The following is a 17678-nucleotide window of genomic DNA, read 5'->3' as shown; positions in this document are numbered from 1 at the left end:
ACCTGGGGATCATCGGCGACGGGCAGTCTCGAGCCCCCGGGCGATGGCTCGGCAGCGCTCCACGCTCTCACCGGGTGCCCGTGAACAGCTACGCCGACCTCGGCTAAGTGGGGCCTGGGGTCGGCGTAGCTGTGCAATGGCGGTGGTGAGCCCAGCCACCACCGCAAACCTGGGCAACGCTGATCACCGGCGCCCCGGATGATTCCGTACGGTTGCTACCACTTACTGAAGGGCGCTTTGGGTGGGCGTGTCAGCGTGGGGTGAGGGCGAAGTCGGGGTTGCGGCGGCGGAGTTCGGCTGCGGCGATGGTGCGCTTGTGTACTTCGTCCGGGCCGTCGGCGATCCGCAGGTGCCGCTGGTGGACGTACATCTCGGCGAGGGGGGTGTCATTGGACATGCCGGCGGCTCCGAAGACCTGGATGGCGCGGTCGATGATCCGGGCGGCGATGCTGGGGGCGGCGACCTTGATGGCGGCGATCTCGACGCGTGCGCCCTTGTTGCCCACGGTGTCCATCAGCCAGGCCGCCTTCATCGTCAGGAGGCGGGCCATTTCCAGGTCGATGCGTGACTCGGCGATCCAGTCCTGGATGTTGCTGCGCAGTGCCAGCGGTTGTCCGAAGGTGGTGCGGGACTGCGCCCGGTCGATCATCAGGTCCAGAGCGCGTTCGGCCATGCCGATGGACCGCATGCAGTGGTGGATGCGGCCGGGACCGAGCCGCGCCTGGCTGATGAGGAAGCCGTCGCCTTCGCCCGAGATGATGTTGGTCGCGGGCACCCGTGTGTTTTCGAAGAGGATCTCGGCGTGGCCCTCGCGGTCCATGTAGCCGAAGGTGGGCAGGGATCGCACCAGGGTCACGCCGGGGGTGTCGATGGGGACGAGCATCATGCTCTGCTGGCGGTGCTTGGGGCCGGTGGGGTCGGTCTTGCCCATCACGATGAGGATCTTGCACATCGGGTGCATTGCGTTGGACGCCCACCACTTGCGGCCGTTGAGGACGTATTCGTCGCCGTCGCGGGCCATGCTCAGTTCGATGTTCGTGGCGTCGGAGCTCGCGACGGCCGGCTCCGTCATGGCGAACGCGGAGGCGATCTCACCGTCGAGCAGCGGCCGCAGCCACTTCTCCTTCTGCTCGGGCGTGCCGAAGCGGGCCAAGACCTCGATGTTGCCGGTGTCCGGCGCGTTGCAGTTGGTCGCCTCCGGGGCGAGGTGGGCGCTGCGCCCCATGATCTCGGCGAGAGGGGCGTACTCGACGTTGGTGAGCCCGGCGCCGAGATCGGACTCGGGAAGGAACAGGTTCCACAGCCCCTGACGGCGCGCCTCCGTCTTGAGGTCCTCGACCACGGCCGGGTGGTGGAAGAGGTCGCCGGATGCCTTCATCTGTTCCTCGCTCACCGCCTCGGCCGGGTAGACGAACTCGTCCATGAAGATCTCCAGCCGCTTTTGGTAGTCCGATGCGCGTTCGGAGGGGCGAATGTCCATGAGGTTCCTCGCGGTGTCCGCGGCTCGGTCTCGCCGCTGTGTGGGTAGGACCGCCCGGGCCGAGCGCTGCCTGCGCCCGTCGGACTCGCCTGAGGCTAGAACAATCGCCACCCGTGTGCAACATTATGAGAAACGTTGCATCGCTGGTGGTGGCGACCGCGCATTGGCCGATGAGGGGAATCCAGATGAGCAGAGCAGCAATCGTGGCGACGGCCCGGACGCCGATCGGGAAGGCGTACCGAGGGGCGTTCAACAACACGCAGGGCCAGGAGCTGGCGGCCCATGCCATTTCCCATGCGCTGGATGTGGCCGGGATCGAGGCCGCACTGGTGGAGGATGTGGTGCTGGGGTGTGCCGTGCCGGAGGGCACGACGGGGTTCAACGTCGCCCGCCAGGCGGCGCTGCGGGCCGGCATGCCGGCGAGCGTGCCGGGGATGACGGTGGACCGGCAGTGCTCCTCGGGGCTCATGGCGATAGCGATGGCCGCTCAGCGCGTCCTGGTCGACGGGCTCAAGGTCGTTGTCGGAGGAGGCGTGGAATCGATCTCCCTGGTTCAGAACGAGCACAACAACCGCTACCGGGCGGCCGATCCGTGGCTGAGCGAGCGGGTCGCCGGCTTGTACTACCCGATGGTGCGCACCGCTGAGATCGTCGCCCTGCGGTACGGGATCAGCCGGACACGCCAGGACGAGATGGGTGCGGAATCCCATCGCCGCGCCGCGGCGGCGCAGGACTCCGGCCTGATGGACGCGGAGATCGCGCCCATGACGGTGGTGAAGATCGAGAAGGACCGCGAGTCGGGCGAGTCCCGCGAGGTGGAGATCGCGATCACCCAGGACGAAGGGCTGCGCCGCGCCACGACACCGGAAGGGCTGGCCGCGCTGCGGACCGTGCTGTCGCCGGACGAAGCGGGCGGTACTCCGTCGGTGACGGCCGGCAACGCCTCCCAACTGTCGGACGGGGCCTCGGCGTCGGTCCTCATGGACAGCGACTACGCGGCCGCCGTGGGTCTGGAGCCGCTGGGTTATTACTGCGGCCTGGCCGTCACCGGGTGCGATCCGGAGGAGATGGGGGTGGGGCCGGTGGCCGCCGTTCCGAAGCTGCTGGAGCGGCACGGACTCACGGTCGGCGACATCGGCGTGTGGGAGCTCAATGAGGCTTTTGCGTCCCAGGCGGTCTACTGCCAGGACGCCCTGGGGATCGATCCCGAAAAGTGCAACGTCAACGGCGGGGCCATCGCGCTCGGCCACCCCTATGGCATGACGGGCGCCCGGGCCGTGGGGCATGCCCTGCTGGAGGCACGGCGTCGTGGCGAGCAGTTCGCCGTCGTCTCGATGTGTATCGGCGGCGGCATGGGCGCCGCCGGCCTCTTCGAGGTCGCCTGAACGCTGGGGGTGGTCCGTCCGCACCTTGGTCGGGCCACCCCGCCTCTCATCCCAGCGCCTGGTAGATGGCCGTGACGTACTCGGCCGAGCGGTCCGACCCGATGACTCCGGCCGACATCTGGTTCATGACATAGGAGATCGTCAGACCGCGATCGGCATGCATGACGGTCAGCGATCCGCCCCAGCCGCCCCAGAAACACGTGCGCCCGTCGGCGATGTAGGGCAGCGACTGGGGCTCGGACAGTGCGTAGCCGATGCCCCACCGCATGGGGAGCCCCAGGACCAGGTCGACGCCGCTGGCCTGCTCCTCGAAGATCAGGTCGATGGTCGAGGGGCGGAGCAGACGCACCCCGTCGACCGAGCCGCCGGCGGAGACGGCCGACAGGATCCGGCTGAGCGATCGGGCGTTGCCGTGACCGTTGACGGCCCCGAGTTCCGCGCGCCGCCAGGCGTGCGTGTTGGCCGTCGCCGCGTCGATGAGGGGGTGGGCGAACGTCTTCACCATGATGTCGTCGGGGTCGGCCGCGGCGAAGTCGAAGGCGTACGGCGGTGGCGGGATGATCTCGGCCACCCTCGCGTCGTCCTCGGGGCGCACACCGATCTGAAAGTCGGCGCCCAGCGGGGCGGCGATCTCCGCCCGGACGAATTCGGTCAGCGACAGTCCCGAGACGCGTCGCACGAGCTCCCCGACGAGGTGGCCCTGGCTGTTGGAGTGGTACCCGCAGGCAGTACCGGGCGGCCACCACGGGGCCTGGCGCGCCAGTCGGGCGGTGGCGCCCGGCACGTCGTACAGATCCTCCGTGACTAGGGGCCCGCCCCAGCCCGACAGGCCGGAGGTGTGCGACATGAGATGACGCACCTCGATGTGGTCCTTGCCCTGGGCGGCGAACTCGGGCCAGTAGCGTGCGACAGGGGCGTGGACGTCGAGCAGTCCGCGGTCCACCAGCATCAGCGCGGCCAGATTGGTGACCATCTTGGTCGAGGACCAGACGTTGACGATCGTGTCCCTCGACCACGGCACGGTCCGTGCCGCATCCCGGTGGCCACCCCACAGGTCCAGCACCGGCTCCCCCCGCAGGTCGACCGCCAGGGAAATACCCACCTCGTTGCCGCAGGCGATGTTCTCCTCGAGGAGTTCCCTCACCTTCTCGAACCGCGCGTCGCATTCTCCGTCGACTACCTCTGTCATGGCTGAACTCCCTGGCGTGAACGGCGAGAGACCACTGACCTGCCCTCCACACCACCTGCCAGTGCTGTGACGCGGGTCACGATGCAACGTATGGTCGAATGTTGCAAGCGTCAATAGCCTGGACACCTCCCCGCAACAATCACATGAACGCTGCGCGGATGCCCCGCCGCCGTCCGCTCCCACGCGAGCACCCAGCCCCCGCCGCGCCGAAGGAGAAACCTGCCATGGTGAGCCTGCTGGACCCCGTCCGCCTCCACGCCGATGCAGCACCCAGGAGTGTCGCCATCAGGGGCGCCCGCGAGCACATCAGCTACGAGGGGCTCCTCGAATCGAGCCTGCGTTTCGCCTCGATCCTCAACGCCCAGGGCGTCGCACCCGGGGAGCGGGTCGTTCTCATCGCACCGTCGGTGCCGGCGTACGTCGTGGCCTACCTCGGCATCCAGGCAGCGGGCTGCGTCGTGGTGCCGATGAACACCATGTCGACGAGCGAGGAGGTCAGCTACGTCCTGCGGGACGCGCAAGCCTCACTGGTCATCGCCTGGCACGAGGCGAGCGCACCCGCCCGGAAAGCGGCGGCTGCGGACGGGCCACCGGTTGTCACTCTCGTACACGGCATGTGGGAGGCTCTGCCGCTCGCGGCCCCCGTCGACCGGGACCCCGACGACACCGCGGCGATCCTGTACACCTCGGGAACCACCGGCCGCCCCAAGGGCGCCGAACTCACGGTCGCGAACATCTTGTCCGCCGCCCAGATCTCGGTCGAATGCAGCAACGGCACACCCGACGACCGGATCGGCACCGGGCTGCCGCTGTTCCACATCTTCGGCCAGATCTCGGTGATGATGGCCTCGCTCACCACAGGGAGCTCCCTGCACCTGGTAGCGCCTTTCACCCCCGAGGCCATGATCGACGCCATCCGCACGCACCGGCTCACCATCGTCGCCGGCGTACCGACCATGTGGAACGCCATGCTGCGCTCATCCAAAGGCGAGGACGGGAGCGGGTTCGGCCATATCCGTCTCGCTGTCTCCGGCGGCGCCCCGCTCCCGGCACCGGTCGCCCAGGCGTTCGAGAGCCGTTTCGGGTGCGAGCTGCTCGAAGGGTACGGGCTGACCGAGACGACCTCCCAGGGAACCTTCAACGGCCAGGGAGGAATCCGGAAGACAGGCTCGGCCGGGCGGCCGGTGCCCCGGACGGCGGTGGAGGTCCGGAGCGAGACAGGTTCGCCTCTTGACCCGGGAGAGGTGGGCGAGGTCTACATCAGCGGCCCCTCGGTCATGAAGGGGTACTGGCGGCGCCCCGAAGCGACCGCGCAGGCCCTGGTCGACGGCTGGCTGCGGACAGGTGACCTCGGCATGGTCGACCAGGACGGCGATCTCTTCATCGTCGACCGCCTGAAGGACCTGATCATCCGGGGTGGATACAACGTCTACCCCGGCGAGGTCGAGGAGATCCTCTACGAGCACCCGCACATCGTCGAGGCGGCCGTCGTCGGCGTACCGGACGAGCATTACGGCCAGGAGGTCGCCGCCGTGATCGTCCTGGACCGGCCGGCGGCAGTCACAGGGCCCGAGATCACCGCGTGGGCACGCGAGAGGATGTCGGCCTACAAGATCCCCCGCCTCGTCAGGTTCGTCGAGGCCCTGCCCAAAGGACCCAGTGGCAAGATCCTGAAGCGGACCATCGACACCAACCGGTTCCGGCAGCCGGCTTCCCAGCCGGAGCAGGCGGAATGACGTACCGGCTGCTCCCTATACTCCGGTTGTGACTGCGAAACGAGAGGCTGGAAGACCGGCGGTGCGGCCCGGCGCACGCGAGGCGTTCAGCCTCGCCCTGAAGAAGTTCGTCAACGGTGACCGCCTGGACATGCAGGATCTCGCCGCCGAGCTCGGCGTGGATCGTACGACGCTGTTCCGGTGGGTGGGCAATCGCGACACCCTGGTCGTCAACATCCTCACGACGCTGGCAGACCCCACCATCAAGAAGGCCGCCGACGCGGCGAGCGGCAGCGGAGGCGCTCGCGTCGCGCGGATCGCCGAGATCTACGCGCAGAAGATCATCGACGCCTCGTACTACCGGGCGTTCATGCAGCGCGAGCCGGAACGGTCACTGCGGCTGACCACCACCAAGGCCAGCCCGCTGCAGCAGCACATCGTGGAGAGCTTCCAGAACCTGCTGCAGCAGGAGCGGGACGGTGGGCACGAGTTCCCGCCGATGGACCTGCACGACCTGGCCTACCTCATCGTGCGGATCATCGAGTCCTTCATCTACGCCGACATCATCACTGGCGAGGAACCGGACTCCGCCAAGGTCGGTGCGGCGATCGCCGCACTCCTTGCAACCTCCCCGGCCGTCCGCTAAGAGACTCGACGCCCCCGACGGGGCCGTGCGGAGATCGGGATCGGGTACGAAGGCCGCGCCGCTCCCCTCGCACCCGATCCCGTCCCCGGGCAGATCCTCGCTACGCGACGGACGCTCCGCCGTCGACGACGACGGTGGAGCCCAGCACGTAGTCGCCCGCGCGGGAGGCCAGGTAGATCGCCGCGGCGGCCATGTCCTCCGGTTCGCCGATGCGCCGGGCCGGAATGTAGCCGATCACCGCCTCGGCGTGGTCCCGGGCGGCGCGGTTCATCTCGGAGGCGAAAGCGCCCGGCGCGATGGCGCTGACGACGATCCCGCTCTTGATGAGTTCGAGCGCCATCCTGCGCGTCAGGTGGATCACGCCGGCCTTGCTCGCGTGGTAGGAGTAGGTCTCGCCCGGGTTGACCGCGATCCCGTCCACCGACGCGATGTTGATGACCTTCGCGAGATGCGCGCCGGGCGACCGCACCAGGAACGGCTTCAGGGCCTGGGTCAGGAAGAACAGACCCTTGACGTTGAGGTCCATCACCTTGTCCCAGCCGGACTCGGGGAACTCGTCGAACGGGGCGGCCCACGCGGCGCCCGCGTTGTTCACCAGCACGTCCAGAGCCGGCTCGCGCTCCGCGTACCTGGCCACGAGGTCGTTGATCCCCTGCAGGGTCGACACGTCGCCGGGCAGTGAATGGCACTCCCCCAGCTCGGAGAGCTCCCGGGCTGTGGCGTCGCACACCTTTGCCTTGCGGGCGGTGATGTAGACACGGGCCCCCTGAGCCAGGAATCCCTCGGCGATCATCCTGCCGATGCCGCGGGAGCCGCCGGTGACCAGGGCGGTGCGGCCCTCAAGTGAGAACAAGCGCGTGGTGTCCATGTCGAACTTCCTGTTCGGTTACCTAGCAGGTCTGCAACATTCGCTGATATGTTGCAGGAACGTACCGCCTCGTCGATCGCGCACACAACCCCCGCCGTTGATCTTCCGGAAGGCCCGAGCATGCCCGCCGCCCGCCCAGCGTCTTTGCAGCCCGTCGATGCCGACTGGGCCACCGACTGGCTCACCTCCTGCGGCCTGCAGGTATCCCCTCCCCTCACGGCCCAGCGCATCGGTGCGGGCCTCTCCAACCTGACGTACCGGATCGAGGACCACGCCGCCCGCGCCTGGGTCCTGCGCAGGCCACCGTCGGGAAAGCTCCTGGCCTCGGCCCACGACGTCCTGCGCGAAGCCCGCATCGTCGACGCACTGTCGGGCACCGCCGTGCCCGTCCCGCGCATCTACGGGGCCCGGCACAATGCCACCGGTGTGCCATGGGTGCTGATGGAACACCTGGGCGGCGTCGTCATCGACGACATGGACACCGCCGCGCGGACCCCGATCGCGGAACGCGCCTCGATCGGCCTAGATATGGCCACCACTCTCGGGCACGTCCACGCCGTCGACCTCGAAGAAACGCGACTCCAGGACCTCGCCAGTCATAACCCCTACGCCCCGCGCCAGCTGAAGCGCTGGAACCGGCAATGGGAGGCATCCAAGACCGGCGAACTCCCGGCGCTCGACAGCCTCTCCCGGCGACTGGAACGGGCCATGCCCGCCCAGGAGGAGACGACCCTCGTGCACGGCGACTTCCACATCAAGAACGTGATCACCGACCACGGCACGATCGTCGGCGTCCTCGACTGGGAACTCAGCACGCTGGGAAACCCGCTGGCCGATCTCGGCACCCTGCTGGCGTACTGGCCCGCACACGGTGAATCGGACATCAGTGACAGGACCTCCGCCTCCACCCTGCCCGGATTCCCCAGCCGGGCCGAACTGATCGACCAGTACGCGACCACCACCGGACGAGACACGTCAGACGTGGGCTTCTGGCACGTACTGGGCCTGTGGAAAATCGCGATCATCGCCGAAGGGGTACTGCGCCGCTCCCTCGACACTCCCGCCGACCGCGCGCGCACTGGTGTCCCCACACGCGACGTCATCACCTCCATCGTCAGCTACGCCCACGCCATCGCCGACGACGCCTCCCTCTGAAACCACATTCGAAAGGACAGCACCATGTCGCAGACGTCACCGCATCCGAACGAGGACCTTGTTCTCTCGCAGCGGCACGGGTCCGTCCTGCTGCTGACGTTCAACCGCCCGGACAAGCTCAACGCGTGGAACAACGACCTTGAGAACCGGTACTTCGCCCTGCTCGACGAAGCCGAGGCGGACCCGGACGTGCGGGCCATCGTCGTCACCGGGGCCGGCCGGGGATTCTGTGCCGGCGCGGACATGACCGACCTCCAGCGCGTGGACGAACTCGACGACTCCGGCCTTCCGGACCGCCCCCGCCCTCGCGAATTCCCCCTCACCATCCGCAAGCCCATGGTGGCTGCGGTCAACGGGGCAGCCGCCGGACTCGGACTCGTCGAGGCCCTGTTCTGCGACATCCGCTTCTGCACACCCGACGCCAAGTTCACCACCGCCTTCGCCCGCAGAGGACTCATCGCCGAATACGGCGCCGCATGGATCCTGCCGCGCCTCATCGGCACCAGCCGCGCGCTCGACCTGCTGCTGTCCGCCCGCGTGGTGCGCGGAGACGAAGCGCTGGCCATCGGCCTGGTCGACCGCGTCGTGCCGGCGGAAAACCTCGTGGACGCTGCTGTCGCCTACGCGCAAGAACTGGCAGACCTCAGCTCCCCCTGGGCGATGAGCGTCATCAAACAGCAGGTCCACAGCTCCCTGGACACCGACTTCGCGACAGCCGTGGCCCGCGCCGACGACCTCATGCAGCAATCCCTCCTGGGCCCGGACGTCGTCGAAGGCGTGACAAGCTACCTTGAGGGCCGCAAGCCCCGATTCCCCGGGCTGGCCGCGCGATGACCCGCCACCACGCCACCACCACCCCCGGGACTGTTCGCCAAGCTGTGCTGATCGACTTCGGCGGCGTCCTCACCACGAGCGTGCTCGATGCGTTCCGGGCCTTCGGCGAGGAAGAATGCCATGACCGCGATCTGCCCCTGCGCCTCCTCACCGAGGACGAACAGTCACGCAAACTGCTAAGCGCCCACGAAGAAGGCCGCCTCAGCGCCGAGGAGTTCGAGACCGGCTTCGCGGCCCGACTCAAACTGCACGGCGCGACAGTGGAACCACGGGACCTGGTGGCGCGCATCCAGAAGCGGCTGCAGCGGGACGAATCCATGGTCACCCTCGTCAACACCGTGAGGACTCAGGGCATTCGTGTCGGCCTGATCTCCAACTCCTTCGGCTCCGACACCTACGTCGGCTGGGACCTCGACTCACTATTCGACAGCGTCACCATCTCCGGCCGGGAAGGAGTCCGCAAACCCTCCCGCCGCCTCTACCAAATCGCCTGCGACCGACTGGGCTGCCACCCGACCGAGATCGTCATGATCGACGACCTGAAGCAGAACATCGTCGCGGCAGAGCGCCTGGGAATGGTCGGCATTACACACCGCGATGCTGCGACCACCACTGCCAAGCTCGCCCAGCACCTCGGCCGACCACAAGCCGAATTCATGCCCGCCTCGCGCTAGACAACTCTCATGCGACCGCGCCGGATGAACTCATCTTCCCGTTCCGCGGTCGGCCGAGGCAGAACAGCCCGGAAACACCATCACCGGGACCATGGGGGAAGGCCACCTGGCTTCCATCCCGCCCAAGGCACTCCCTTGACGGGCGAGCCATGCGCGGAAGTTGCCAGCCTGTGTGAATTCCCACGAGGCGCGACGACGCGTCCCTCGACGCCCACCTTCGCCAGCGAACATCTCACCGCCCCGGCCAGGAGATGATGCCGTTCCTGGCCGGGGAAAGGACGCGGAATCCGCGAATCCGCCTCTCCCGCGTTCTTTGACCACAGCCGAGGCTGGCAGGGGCCCACGCCTTGCTGCGTGCGTTGGGCCAGGACCTCGATCGCCCCGACGAAGAAGACGAAGCATAGCTGCTTTGGGTCTCCGGGCGCGGACGCAGCGTTCTCAAGGGTGTCCGACCCATCGGGCCGCCGGGCTACGTGATGGCCGGGGCGGGTTCGGTGAGGCGGTCCAGCCGCGGGTAGAGGGTCCGTACGAGCCTGGTGCGATTCTGGAAGCAGCGTGCGCTCGCGGAGGACGACTTCGGCGAGGGCGCCGCGCTGGCGGACCTCGGGCTGGAGTGGGCGGGGTAGACGAGTGGGTGGCTGTCTGTCGTGAGGGGCAGCCACCCACTCGGAGGTTCCTGGAGCGGAAGCTAGCCGCCGAAGACGGTACCGAGTGCCTGCTGGCCTTGCTGGATCGTGGTGGTGAGGCCGGCGGAGGCTGCACTGATCTCGGCGAGGCGGCCCATCACCGTGTCGTAGGCGGTGCGGATGCGGCCAGGCTGTGCGTTGTCGCCGCTGGTCTCCTCGGCGAGGACTTCCGCGTCATGGATGAGCGCATCCCGCTGTTCGGGGTCGATGCCGTAGGTCGGGGCGAGCTGCTGGACCAGTGCGGCGAACTCCCGCAGGGCGCTGGGGTCGAAGGCGTTGTTGTGGTTGTGCTGCTCGACCTTGGCCTGAGATCCGGCGACTACGTTCGTGCCGTGGATGCTGTAGTAGTCGCCGGGGCGGGTGCGGTTGAGGTAGTCGCTCACGGTTGCTCCAGAAAGTACGCAGTCGATGCCGTCGATGGTGATGGCGACGGCCTTGGGCTCCGTGTCTTCGCTTTCGACGAGGCCGGAGTTCGTCAGGCGTGCCAGGGCGTAGTCGAGTTCGGTCTCTGACAGTTCGCCCCCGGCGAAGTGCGCCTCGGCGGTGGTCAGGAAGCCGGCTGGGTGGGTGGCGCGTCGGTCATGAGCGGTGTCGTACAGCCACCGCAGAAAGGCGTCAGTCGCGTAGCGGTGCCGAGCGGCGGGGGTGTCGCGTAGCTGGGCAAGCCGCCGAAGTTCGACTCGCCCGTCCGCAGTCACCTGGTAGGAGTCGTCTGCACCGAAGGAGCCCATGGAGTCGACCAGGCCGTCTCGCTCGAGCTCGAGGGCCAGAACTTGAACATCATCCAGAGAGACGCCCGAGTATTCGGCGTAGGCGTCCTGCTCTGCGTACTGTCTCTGAGGCTGTTCACCCAGCCAGATCAGGAATCGGACCAGCTGCGGGTCCTGCTCGATTCCCGTCCCAGCGCCGGTGAATGAGGGGGTGAAGCCCCTGCCCGCGACCGGAATCGTAACCGGGTACTTCTTGGCAGCCCGCTCATACGCCTTCTTGAGCGCCTTCACGTGCTTCTCGATCGCTCGCTGATCGATTCCATCGTTGGCCACTTTGCCCCCTCCACGTCTTCCTCGTTGGAGGGTAGTGCGGGGGACTGACATACCGAGCGGCACCAGCACGCGATCGTCTGCCGACGCATCGGTGCCGCTGCTCAGGACCACGGCATCGCGCTGGAGTGCGTGCAAGGCCCTGGGAAGTTGGGTCGGCGGCGCCGGGCCGCGAGCGGCGGGGCCGGCGCCAGCGGCCTACTCCGGGCCGGGGTCGCGAAGCGAGTTGCGGTGACCGCAGTCCCAGCACTTCACGGTCTCGGGGAGGTTCTCGAACCCCGTGCCGGAGACACCGAAGGAGCCGTCGATGCGGAAGCCTCCGCAGCCCTGGCACAGTGTGGCGCGGAAGGGCTGGTCGCAGCGGAAGCAGGTGCCTTCCGCGCTGGTCTGGTCAAGGCGGGTAACTCGGGTGTCTGCACTGCCGCATCGCACGCAGAACGCTTCCTGGGTCTTCATGGTTCAGGTGTACATCAGGATCGCTGGATCCTTCCCCCGGCTCCGGTCCGGCAGGGGTGCAGGCGGTCGCGCGGGGCGGATGCCCGCCCCGCGCGACCGCCGGGGTCGTTCGGGGTCGGTGGTGCCGGTGGCGGCGCTGGGCCGGTTGCGGGCCCACTTCTTGAAGTCGCCGACGCGGTAGAGCAGTTCGGTGCCGCACTTGTCGACCGAGGTCGGGAAGGCGGGGTCGTTGGCGCGGGCGAAGCGGAGCGGGGCGAGGGTGATGTCCGGCAGGTGGTGCTGTTGGGCCTCGCGGAGTCCGACCGCCTGGTCGTCGTCGACCGGGGCCGGGAGCGCCGACGGCCCGGGCGTGCTGACCGCGGGGTCACCCGCGGCGGCCGGAGTGGGCGCAAGGTTCCTGGCGTCGTCAGCGCTCCGGTTTCCGCTCGGGGGTGCTCGGGCGTGTACGGCAGTTCGGAGGTGCTGGACTGGGCGTCGGCGAGGGAGCCGAAGGGCGGCGCCGGCGGCTGACCCGGGTCGGCGGCACCGCGCCCCAGTCCCCTTGGCGGACTACGTCGCGGGTTCCGTGAGGCGGTCCATCCGGGAGTCGAGCGGAGGTCGTGGGGGCTTCAGCTCAGGAGGTGGCAGAGGAGGGTGAGTCCGGCCGCGGCGGCCCGGTGCTGGTAGGCGCGCAGTCCAGGGGCGCCGGGGGCGCGGGCTTGCGGGTGTTGCGGTGCCAGTGGCCGGTGAGCACGGCGAGGAACGCCGTAGTGGTGTCGGGGCTGATGGCGGTGGCGGGGTAGTCCCGCAGCAGGCGCGCGATTCCCGCGGGGGCGTGGCCAGCGAGGATGAGCTGTGGCGCGAGGGAGGCGGCGTCGATGAAGGCGGGTCCGGTGGTGACATAGGCCCAGTCGACGAAAGTCACGTCGCGGTCATGGTCGCGGACCATGCTGTCGGCCCAAGCCGCCGTGGACGATGCGGTCTCCGCGGGCGAGGGCGGGCCAAGCCGCTTCCCGTTCGGCGAGCTTCGGCAGGAGAGTTCGAGCGGTGGGCGCGAGGTCGGCCGGCCGGTTCGTCCCAGCCGTGCAGAGCGGCGGCCGTGGAGTGCGCCGTGCTCACCGCTGCGGCGTACGGCGTCGGGGCGGGGCTGGGCTGGGCTGGAGGTGAGCGTGTCCAGCAGGGCCCAGGTCTGTTCGGCGTCGCCGGAGGCCGGGCATAGGTTGGGATGTGACCCGTCCAGGTGGGCGATAACAACGGCGGTCCAGTCGGCGGGACGGTGGATGCCCAGCAGGTTAGGGGCCGGTGCGCCGGGAGGCAGTGCATTCAGGACGGCGGCTTCGTGGACGTTCACGGCGATCACAGATTGCGGCCGCAGCCGCCCTCCGCCCGATCCCCGCACTGGCCATCCGTGCCGGGAGCGCCGCTGCCGCCTCGATCGCCCTGCGCCGCCCAGGAATGGAGGATCAAGCCGATCAGCTCGTCCACGCGCCCGGTCTCCGTACGCCAGGAATCCCGCAATGACCGGCGCAACCCATGTCGCCGGTCACCGCCAACTGTTCATGTCCAGTTCGAGCCATAGGGATTCACGTGCGTCCAGAACCGCGGTGACAGGGCACGCCGGTCGGCATCGGTAAGCATGTCCGCCCACTTCGGATCTGCGAGGGCCTGCTGCATCAACAGCGTGTTGCCGAGGGCCCAGACCGCGCAGGCGCTCAACACCCCTGAGATAGCGTCCCGCGTGATGGTGTACCCGATCGACGCTGAGCAGTGCGCCGGTGCGCTCCGGCTGACGACGCCTACTCGCTGCTTACGTGTCGCAACCACGCGTTACCATGCGGAGAACTCCAACGACAGCGCCTGGCTGACCAACGCGGACCGGCCGCTGACCGGTTACGAGCGGGTCTTCGGCAGCGTCGCGACGCCCCGTTCCCTGCGCACGCGCGGCGCGGTCGAGGACGTGTCGGCCATGGCGGAGAGGGGCCGGCTGACCGTCGGGGACCTGCAACGGCAGCAGTTCGCGAACCGGGCACCCGCCGGTGATCTGGCGGCGGCCGACACGGCGAAGGCGTGCACGGCGCTCGCGGCGGACCGGCCTGACCTCAAGGACGTGTGCGAGGTCCTGGGACGGTGGGACAGGACGGTGGACAGCGACAGCAGGGGCGCGCTGCTCTTCGACCGGTTCTGGCGCAGGCTGGTGGCGTCCGTGCCGGCGGCCCAGCTGTGGAAGGTGCCGTTCTCCCCCGCCGATCCGGTGCGTACGCCGCACACGCTCGACACGGCCGTACCCGGCTTCGCCACCGCCCTCACGGGCGCGGTGGAAGAACTCAGGGCGGCGGGCATCGCGCTCGACGCGCCGCTGGGCGAGCACCAGTTCGTCGTACGCGGCGGCAAGCGCCTCCCGATCCACGGCGGTACGGAGTCGCTCGGCATCTGGAACAAGATCGAGCCCGTGTGGAACGCGGCGGGCGGCGGCTACACCGAGGTGACGGCCGGCTCCAGCCACATCCAGGCGGTGGGCTGGGACGGCGGCCGCTGCCCGGTGGCGCGCACCCTGCTGGCCTACGCGCAGTCGTCGAACCCGGCCTCGCCGCACTCCAGCGACCAGACCGGGTTGTACTCGGGCGAGCGCTGGGTGACGTCGCGGTTCTGCGAGAAGGACATCCTCAGGTCGCCGGAGCTGCGGGTGGAGCGCGTACGCGAGCGCTGACCCCGGCGAAGACACGGCGGCGGGCCCCCACCGGTGGGGCCCGTCGCGCGCGCGGAGCCTCCGCCGACGCGCCGGTTGCTCACCGGGCGGGGCGGGCGCCCCGTCGCGCGGTCGTCGGGACGGTCCGTGAGCATGTCCGGTCCCGGTCGCCGGCGAGGCCGTTCTCGTACGCCGTCGGCGTCTCGACGCACACCTTGCGCCCGGCCGCGGACAGCGGGGCGGGCGCGTCGCGCCGGGCGACGGCTCCCCGGCCCCGCCAGCCGTCGATCGAGGCCGGCGCGGACACCGGGCCGCCGCCAGGGCGCTGGCGGACCTCGGAGCTCTGCTCGCCGGGGCGGCCGACGCCACGGGCCCCGGCGAGAGCGCTTCGCGCAGGGCCGGGCCGGAGCGGCTCGCGACCACCGCGTCCACCCCGGAGGATCACTTCGCCCACGAGGGGCCGTGCCGCTGCCCGCCCTGCTCGCGGCGGAAAGGCCGGTCCCGCTGATCCCGCCCGTACGCCCCGGAGCGGCCCGGGGCTTTCCCGACCGGCCCGGAGCTTCCCGGATCAGCCCGAAGCGAGCAGGGACTCGATCAGGGCGTCGACGGCGAGGCGCTGTGTTTCCTCGGCCGCCGGTACGGCCGCGAACGCGTGGGCGAGGAAGCGCTGGAGGCCGCGCCGGTCGAGCTCCACCACGGCCGCGCCCTCCGGCGCCGTCAGGCTCACCGTGACCCACCGCTCGTCGTGCGGCCACACCTGCACGTCGCCCACCCCGGCCCGCGCGTGCAGGCCCGCCGCCAGCAGCCCGCGGGCGAACGTCCAGGTCGCCGGGGCGTCGTTGCGGGACGCGTCGGCCGGGAAGGTCAGATGGACGGCCAGCGGATCGTCGCACGCGTACGTCAGAGAGACGGTGACGGTGTACCGGACGCCGATACTCGACGCGCAGAGCCGGGCCGCGACCAAGTGAGTCATGCTGGTGAGCAAGGGACTCTCCTTCCCCTCATACCGGTGCCGACATGCACCGCTGCCCTTCCGGACACCTGCCCGGCCGAGTCCTCACGCGGTGCGCGGTCATATCACCTGTGTGGGTGACAGGGAGGTGCTCCGCCGATGTCAGCGGGCGCGGCCGGCCCGGTGCCCGCGCACCCGGAACCGCACGCTGAGCACCAGCCGTTCACTGCCCGCGGCGGTGCGTGCGGCCCGCAGCTGCTCCCCGGCGAGGCGTTCCAGCACCGCCGCGGGACGCGCTTCCGGCTCCAGCAGTACGGCCATGTCCAGCCGGGGGCGGGCGGCCCTTCCCGAAAGGTGTACACGCGCCCCGGCCACTCCGGGGACCGCCTCGGCCTCGGTACGGAGGGCGCGCACCAGGGCCCTCGTACGGAGGTGGAGCGCCGGGTGGGCAAGCGCGAGGCGACGCGGTCCGCGCCCGGGGCCCTGCGCCACGAGCCACCCGAGCGAGGCCGCCGTGACCGCGCCGGTCAGGGCGATCACGGCGGGCGAACCCCAGTCGGGGACGGAAGGCCGTAGGCCTTCTCCCGGCAGCGGCCACCACGGGGGGACCTCCCGGACCAGGCCGGTGACGGCCGGCCAGGTCCCCGCTGCCAGCGCCGCCGCGCCCAGGAGCGCCAGCAGCGCGCGGTTGAGACCGTCACGCAACGGTCTTGTGCGGCGCGCCGGTTTCATGCCGTCCCCTCTCGTGATCCTGATCGTTTTCGTGCCCGTGCCCGTCCTCGTGCGTTTCCGGCTGCTCCTCCTCCCCGACGGGTGCGGGTGCGCACCAGTCGCGGTCGCGTACGGCCCCGACCCGTACGCGACCGGGCCGTGCCGTGCCCAGGGCCGGGAGCGTCGCGCACAGCCGCTCGTGCACCGCCGTACGCACGGCGTCCGGATCCCCGAAGGCCACCGTGACGCGTGCGCGGACGCGGTGCGCGCGGCGCAGCCGTACGCGGGCCGCCGCCACGCCGGGTACGTCGAGCGCCGCGTCCCGCAGCAGCGCACGGGCACTGCCCCGGTCCAGGGCGGCCCGTACACCGGAAGCGGGCACGGCCATCGGCAGGCGGCGGGCGCCCGGGGTGAGCGCGAGCACGACCAGCCATGCTCCGAGGAGAGCCAGGCATGCTCCTGCCACCACCGGCCAGACGCTGCCGCTGCCCGCGTCCGCGAGCCGGTCCAGGACACCGTCCTGGACGCGTGCGGCCCTACGGCCCCCGGTCGTCGCCATGTCGTACAGCAGTCCCCCGCCCGCCGCGGTCCCCGCCAGGGCGGCGAGCGCGGCGGGCAGCCGCCGGGCCGACCACTCCCGGCGGCCCGCGTCCGCCGGCGCCGCGCCGGCCCCCTCGACGAGGGCGGGTGCCGTTTCCGGCCGGCAGGCGGCGGGGTCCGGTCGCAGCCGGCTGACCACCACCTCCGCCGCCGAGACGCTGAACCCGGTCAACTCGGCGGTACGGGAGGCCACATGCGCCTGCACCCGCGCCCCGAGTCCGGTGGAGTCCGCCGGATAGCGCAGACCGATGCCCAGCGAGACGCGGACGGAACTCCCGCGCCTCGTGACGGCGGCGTGCCCGGCGTTCCCGTCCTGTCCGAGGCTTTCCGCGGCGGCGCGCGACACGACGCGGCGCAGCGCCCGGTCGGTGATCACCGTCGTACCGCGGTCGGCGGCCCGTCCGCCCGGCTCGCCCCGCACCGTCAGCGCCTCCGCTCTGCGATGCCGTCCAGGAACCGCCGCAGGTCCGTACCGCCGGCGCCCCCGTCGAAGGCCCGGCCGACCGCGAATCCCACGCCGCCGAGTGCCCCGACCAGCAGGAACGCACCGAACCCGCCGAACCACGCGGCGAAGGCGAGCGCCATGCCCGCCACCGGTCCCAGCTGTGCTGCGCTCATCGCC

At 70.1% G+C, this 17678-nt stretch carries 19 protein-coding genes and 1 pseudogene; 7 read left to right on the top strand and 13 right to left on the bottom strand.

Annotated elements, in window-relative coordinates:
• Nucleotides 1-250: 250 nt before the first annotated feature.
• Nucleotides 251-1480, bottom strand: coding sequence for an acyl-CoA dehydrogenase family protein (locus tag ABD374_RS16475; RefSeq protein ID WP_344495834.1), 1230 nt, complete (start codon nt 1478-1480; stop codon nt 251-253).
• A 185-nt stretch (nt 1481-1665) separates the two neighbouring features.
• Here ABD374_RS16475 and ABD374_RS16470 point away from each other — a divergent pair, with 185 nt between their 5' ends.
• Nucleotides 1666-2865 carry an acetyl-CoA C-acyltransferase gene (locus tag ABD374_RS16470; RefSeq protein WP_344495831.1) on the top strand — a complete coding sequence of 400 codons (1200 nt, stop codon included), beginning with the start codon at nt 1666-1668 and terminating at the stop codon, nt 2863-2865.
• 46 nt (nt 2866-2911) lie between these two features.
• Here ABD374_RS16470 and ABD374_RS16465 read toward each other — a convergent pair whose 3' ends face one another.
• On the bottom strand, nt 2912-4054 hold the full coding sequence (locus ABD374_RS16465; RefSeq protein WP_344495829.1) for a serine hydrolase domain-containing protein: 1143 nt from the start codon (nt 4052-4054) through the stop codon (nt 2912-2914).
• Nucleotides 4055-4278: 224 nt separating this feature from the next.
• Here ABD374_RS16465 and ABD374_RS16460 point away from each other — a divergent pair, with 224 nt between their 5' ends.
• On the top strand, nt 4279-5790 hold the full coding sequence (locus ABD374_RS16460) for an AMP-binding protein (RefSeq protein ID WP_344495827.1): 1512 nt from the start codon (nt 4279-4281) through the stop codon (nt 5788-5790).
• 28 nt (nt 5791-5818) lie between these two features.
• Nucleotides 5819-6415, top strand: coding sequence for a QsdR family transcriptional regulator (locus tag ABD374_RS16455; RefSeq protein WP_344495825.1), 597 nt, complete (start codon nt 5819-5821; stop codon nt 6413-6415).
• Nucleotides 6416-6515: 100 nt separating this feature from the next.
• On the opposite strand, the gene ABD374_RS16450 is transcribed toward ABD374_RS16455, so the two are convergent.
• Nucleotides 6516-7283, bottom strand: a complete 768-nt coding sequence (locus tag ABD374_RS16450; protein ID WP_344495823.1) for an SDR family oxidoreductase — start codon at nt 7281-7283, stop codon at nt 6516-6518.
• Between the two features lie 120 nt (nt 7284-7403).
• On the opposite strand from ABD374_RS16450, the gene ABD374_RS16445 reads away from it, so the two are divergent.
• From ABD374_RS16445 to ABD374_RS16435, 3 genes are read left to right on the top strand one after another with little or no spacing between them, the layout of a single operon-like run.
• Nucleotides 7404-8438, top strand: a complete 1035-nt coding sequence (locus tag ABD374_RS16445; RefSeq protein ID WP_344495821.1) for a phosphotransferase family protein — start codon at nt 7404-7406, stop codon at nt 8436-8438.
• 24 nt (nt 8439-8462) lie between these two features.
• Nucleotides 8463-9272, top strand: coding sequence for an enoyl-CoA hydratase-related protein (locus ABD374_RS16440; protein ID WP_344495819.1), 810 nt, complete (start codon nt 8463-8465; stop codon nt 9270-9272).
• Nucleotides 9273-9316: 44 nt separating this feature from the next.
• Entirely contained in the window at nt 9317-9946 is a 630-nt protein-coding gene (locus ABD374_RS16435) for an HAD family hydrolase (protein ID WP_344495817.1), read from the top strand.
• A gap of 688 nt (nt 9947-10634) precedes the next feature.
• On the opposite strand, the gene ABD374_RS16430 is transcribed toward ABD374_RS16435, so the two are convergent.
• From ABD374_RS16430 to ABD374_RS34665, 5 genes are all read right to left on the bottom strand, one after another.
• Nucleotides 10635-11675: a hypothetical protein gene (locus ABD374_RS16430; protein WP_344495815.1), complete on the bottom strand. Its 1041-nt coding sequence runs from the start codon at nt 11673-11675 to the stop codon at nt 10635-10637.
• Between the two features lie 195 nt (nt 11676-11870).
• On the bottom strand, nt 11871-12128 hold the full coding sequence (locus ABD374_RS16425) for a hypothetical protein (RefSeq protein WP_344495813.1): 258 nt from the start codon (nt 12126-12128) through the stop codon (nt 11871-11873).
• A gap of 613 nt (nt 12129-12741) precedes the next feature.
• Nucleotides 12742-13458, bottom strand: a complete 717-nt coding sequence (locus tag ABD374_RS16420; protein WP_344495811.1) for a hypothetical protein — start codon at nt 13456-13458, stop codon at nt 12742-12744.
• A gap of 5 nt (nt 13459-13463) precedes the next feature.
• The gene (locus ABD374_RS16415) at nt 13464-13592 is read right to left on the bottom strand and encodes a hypothetical protein (RefSeq protein ID WP_344495809.1); all 129 of its coding nucleotides are present in this window, start codon (nt 13590-13592) and stop codon (nt 13464-13466) included.
• A 72-nt stretch (nt 13593-13664) separates the two neighbouring features.
• On the bottom strand, nt 13665-13745 hold the full coding sequence (locus tag ABD374_RS34665) for a hypothetical protein (RefSeq protein WP_425577256.1): 81 nt from the start codon (nt 13743-13745) through the stop codon (nt 13665-13667).
• Nucleotides 13746-13938: 193 nt separating this feature from the next.
• On the opposite strand from ABD374_RS34665, the pseudogene ABD374_RS16410 reads away from it, so the two are divergent.
• Nucleotides 13939-14814: pseudogene (locus ABD374_RS16410) on the top strand (penicillin acylase family protein); the annotation flags it as partial.
• A gap of 79 nt (nt 14815-14893) precedes the next feature.
• On the opposite strand, the gene ABD374_RS16405 reads toward ABD374_RS16410, so the two are convergent.
• The 5 genes from ABD374_RS16405 to ABD374_RS16385 form a co-directional block, all read right to left on the bottom strand.
• On the bottom strand, nt 14894-15100 hold the full coding sequence (locus ABD374_RS16405; protein WP_344495807.1) for a hypothetical protein: 207 nt from the start codon (nt 15098-15100) through the stop codon (nt 14894-14896).
• Between the two features lie 261 nt (nt 15101-15361).
• The gene (locus ABD374_RS16400) at nt 15362-15778 is read right to left on the bottom strand and encodes an SsgA family sporulation/cell division regulator (protein ID WP_344495805.1); all 417 of its coding nucleotides are present in this window, start codon (nt 15776-15778) and stop codon (nt 15362-15364) included.
• Nucleotides 15779-15907: 129 nt separating this feature from the next.
• Nucleotides 15908-16477: an alkaline shock response membrane anchor protein AmaP gene (locus ABD374_RS16395; RefSeq protein WP_344495803.1), complete on the bottom strand. Its 570-nt coding sequence runs from the start codon at nt 16475-16477 to the stop codon at nt 15908-15910.
• Nucleotides 16443-17477, bottom strand: coding sequence for a DUF6286 domain-containing protein (locus ABD374_RS16390; protein WP_344495801.1), 1035 nt, complete (start codon nt 17475-17477; stop codon nt 16443-16445). The genes ABD374_RS16395 and ABD374_RS16390 overlap by 35 nt, the downstream gene beginning before the upstream one ends.
• A 2-nt stretch (nt 17478-17479) precedes the next feature.
• On the bottom strand, nt 17480-17674 hold the full coding sequence (locus ABD374_RS16385) for a hypothetical protein (RefSeq protein ID WP_344495800.1): 195 nt from the start codon (nt 17672-17674) through the stop codon (nt 17480-17482).
• Nucleotides 17675-17678 lie beyond the last annotated feature (4 nt).

Source organism: Streptomyces enissocaesilis (genome assembly GCF_039533765.1).
Lineage (GTDB): Bacteria > Actinomycetota > Actinomycetes > Streptomycetales > Streptomycetaceae > Streptomyces > Streptomyces enissocaesilis.
The sequence above is the reverse complement of the archived record's forward strand: the minus strand, read 5'-3'. Positions and strand labels throughout refer to the sequence as shown.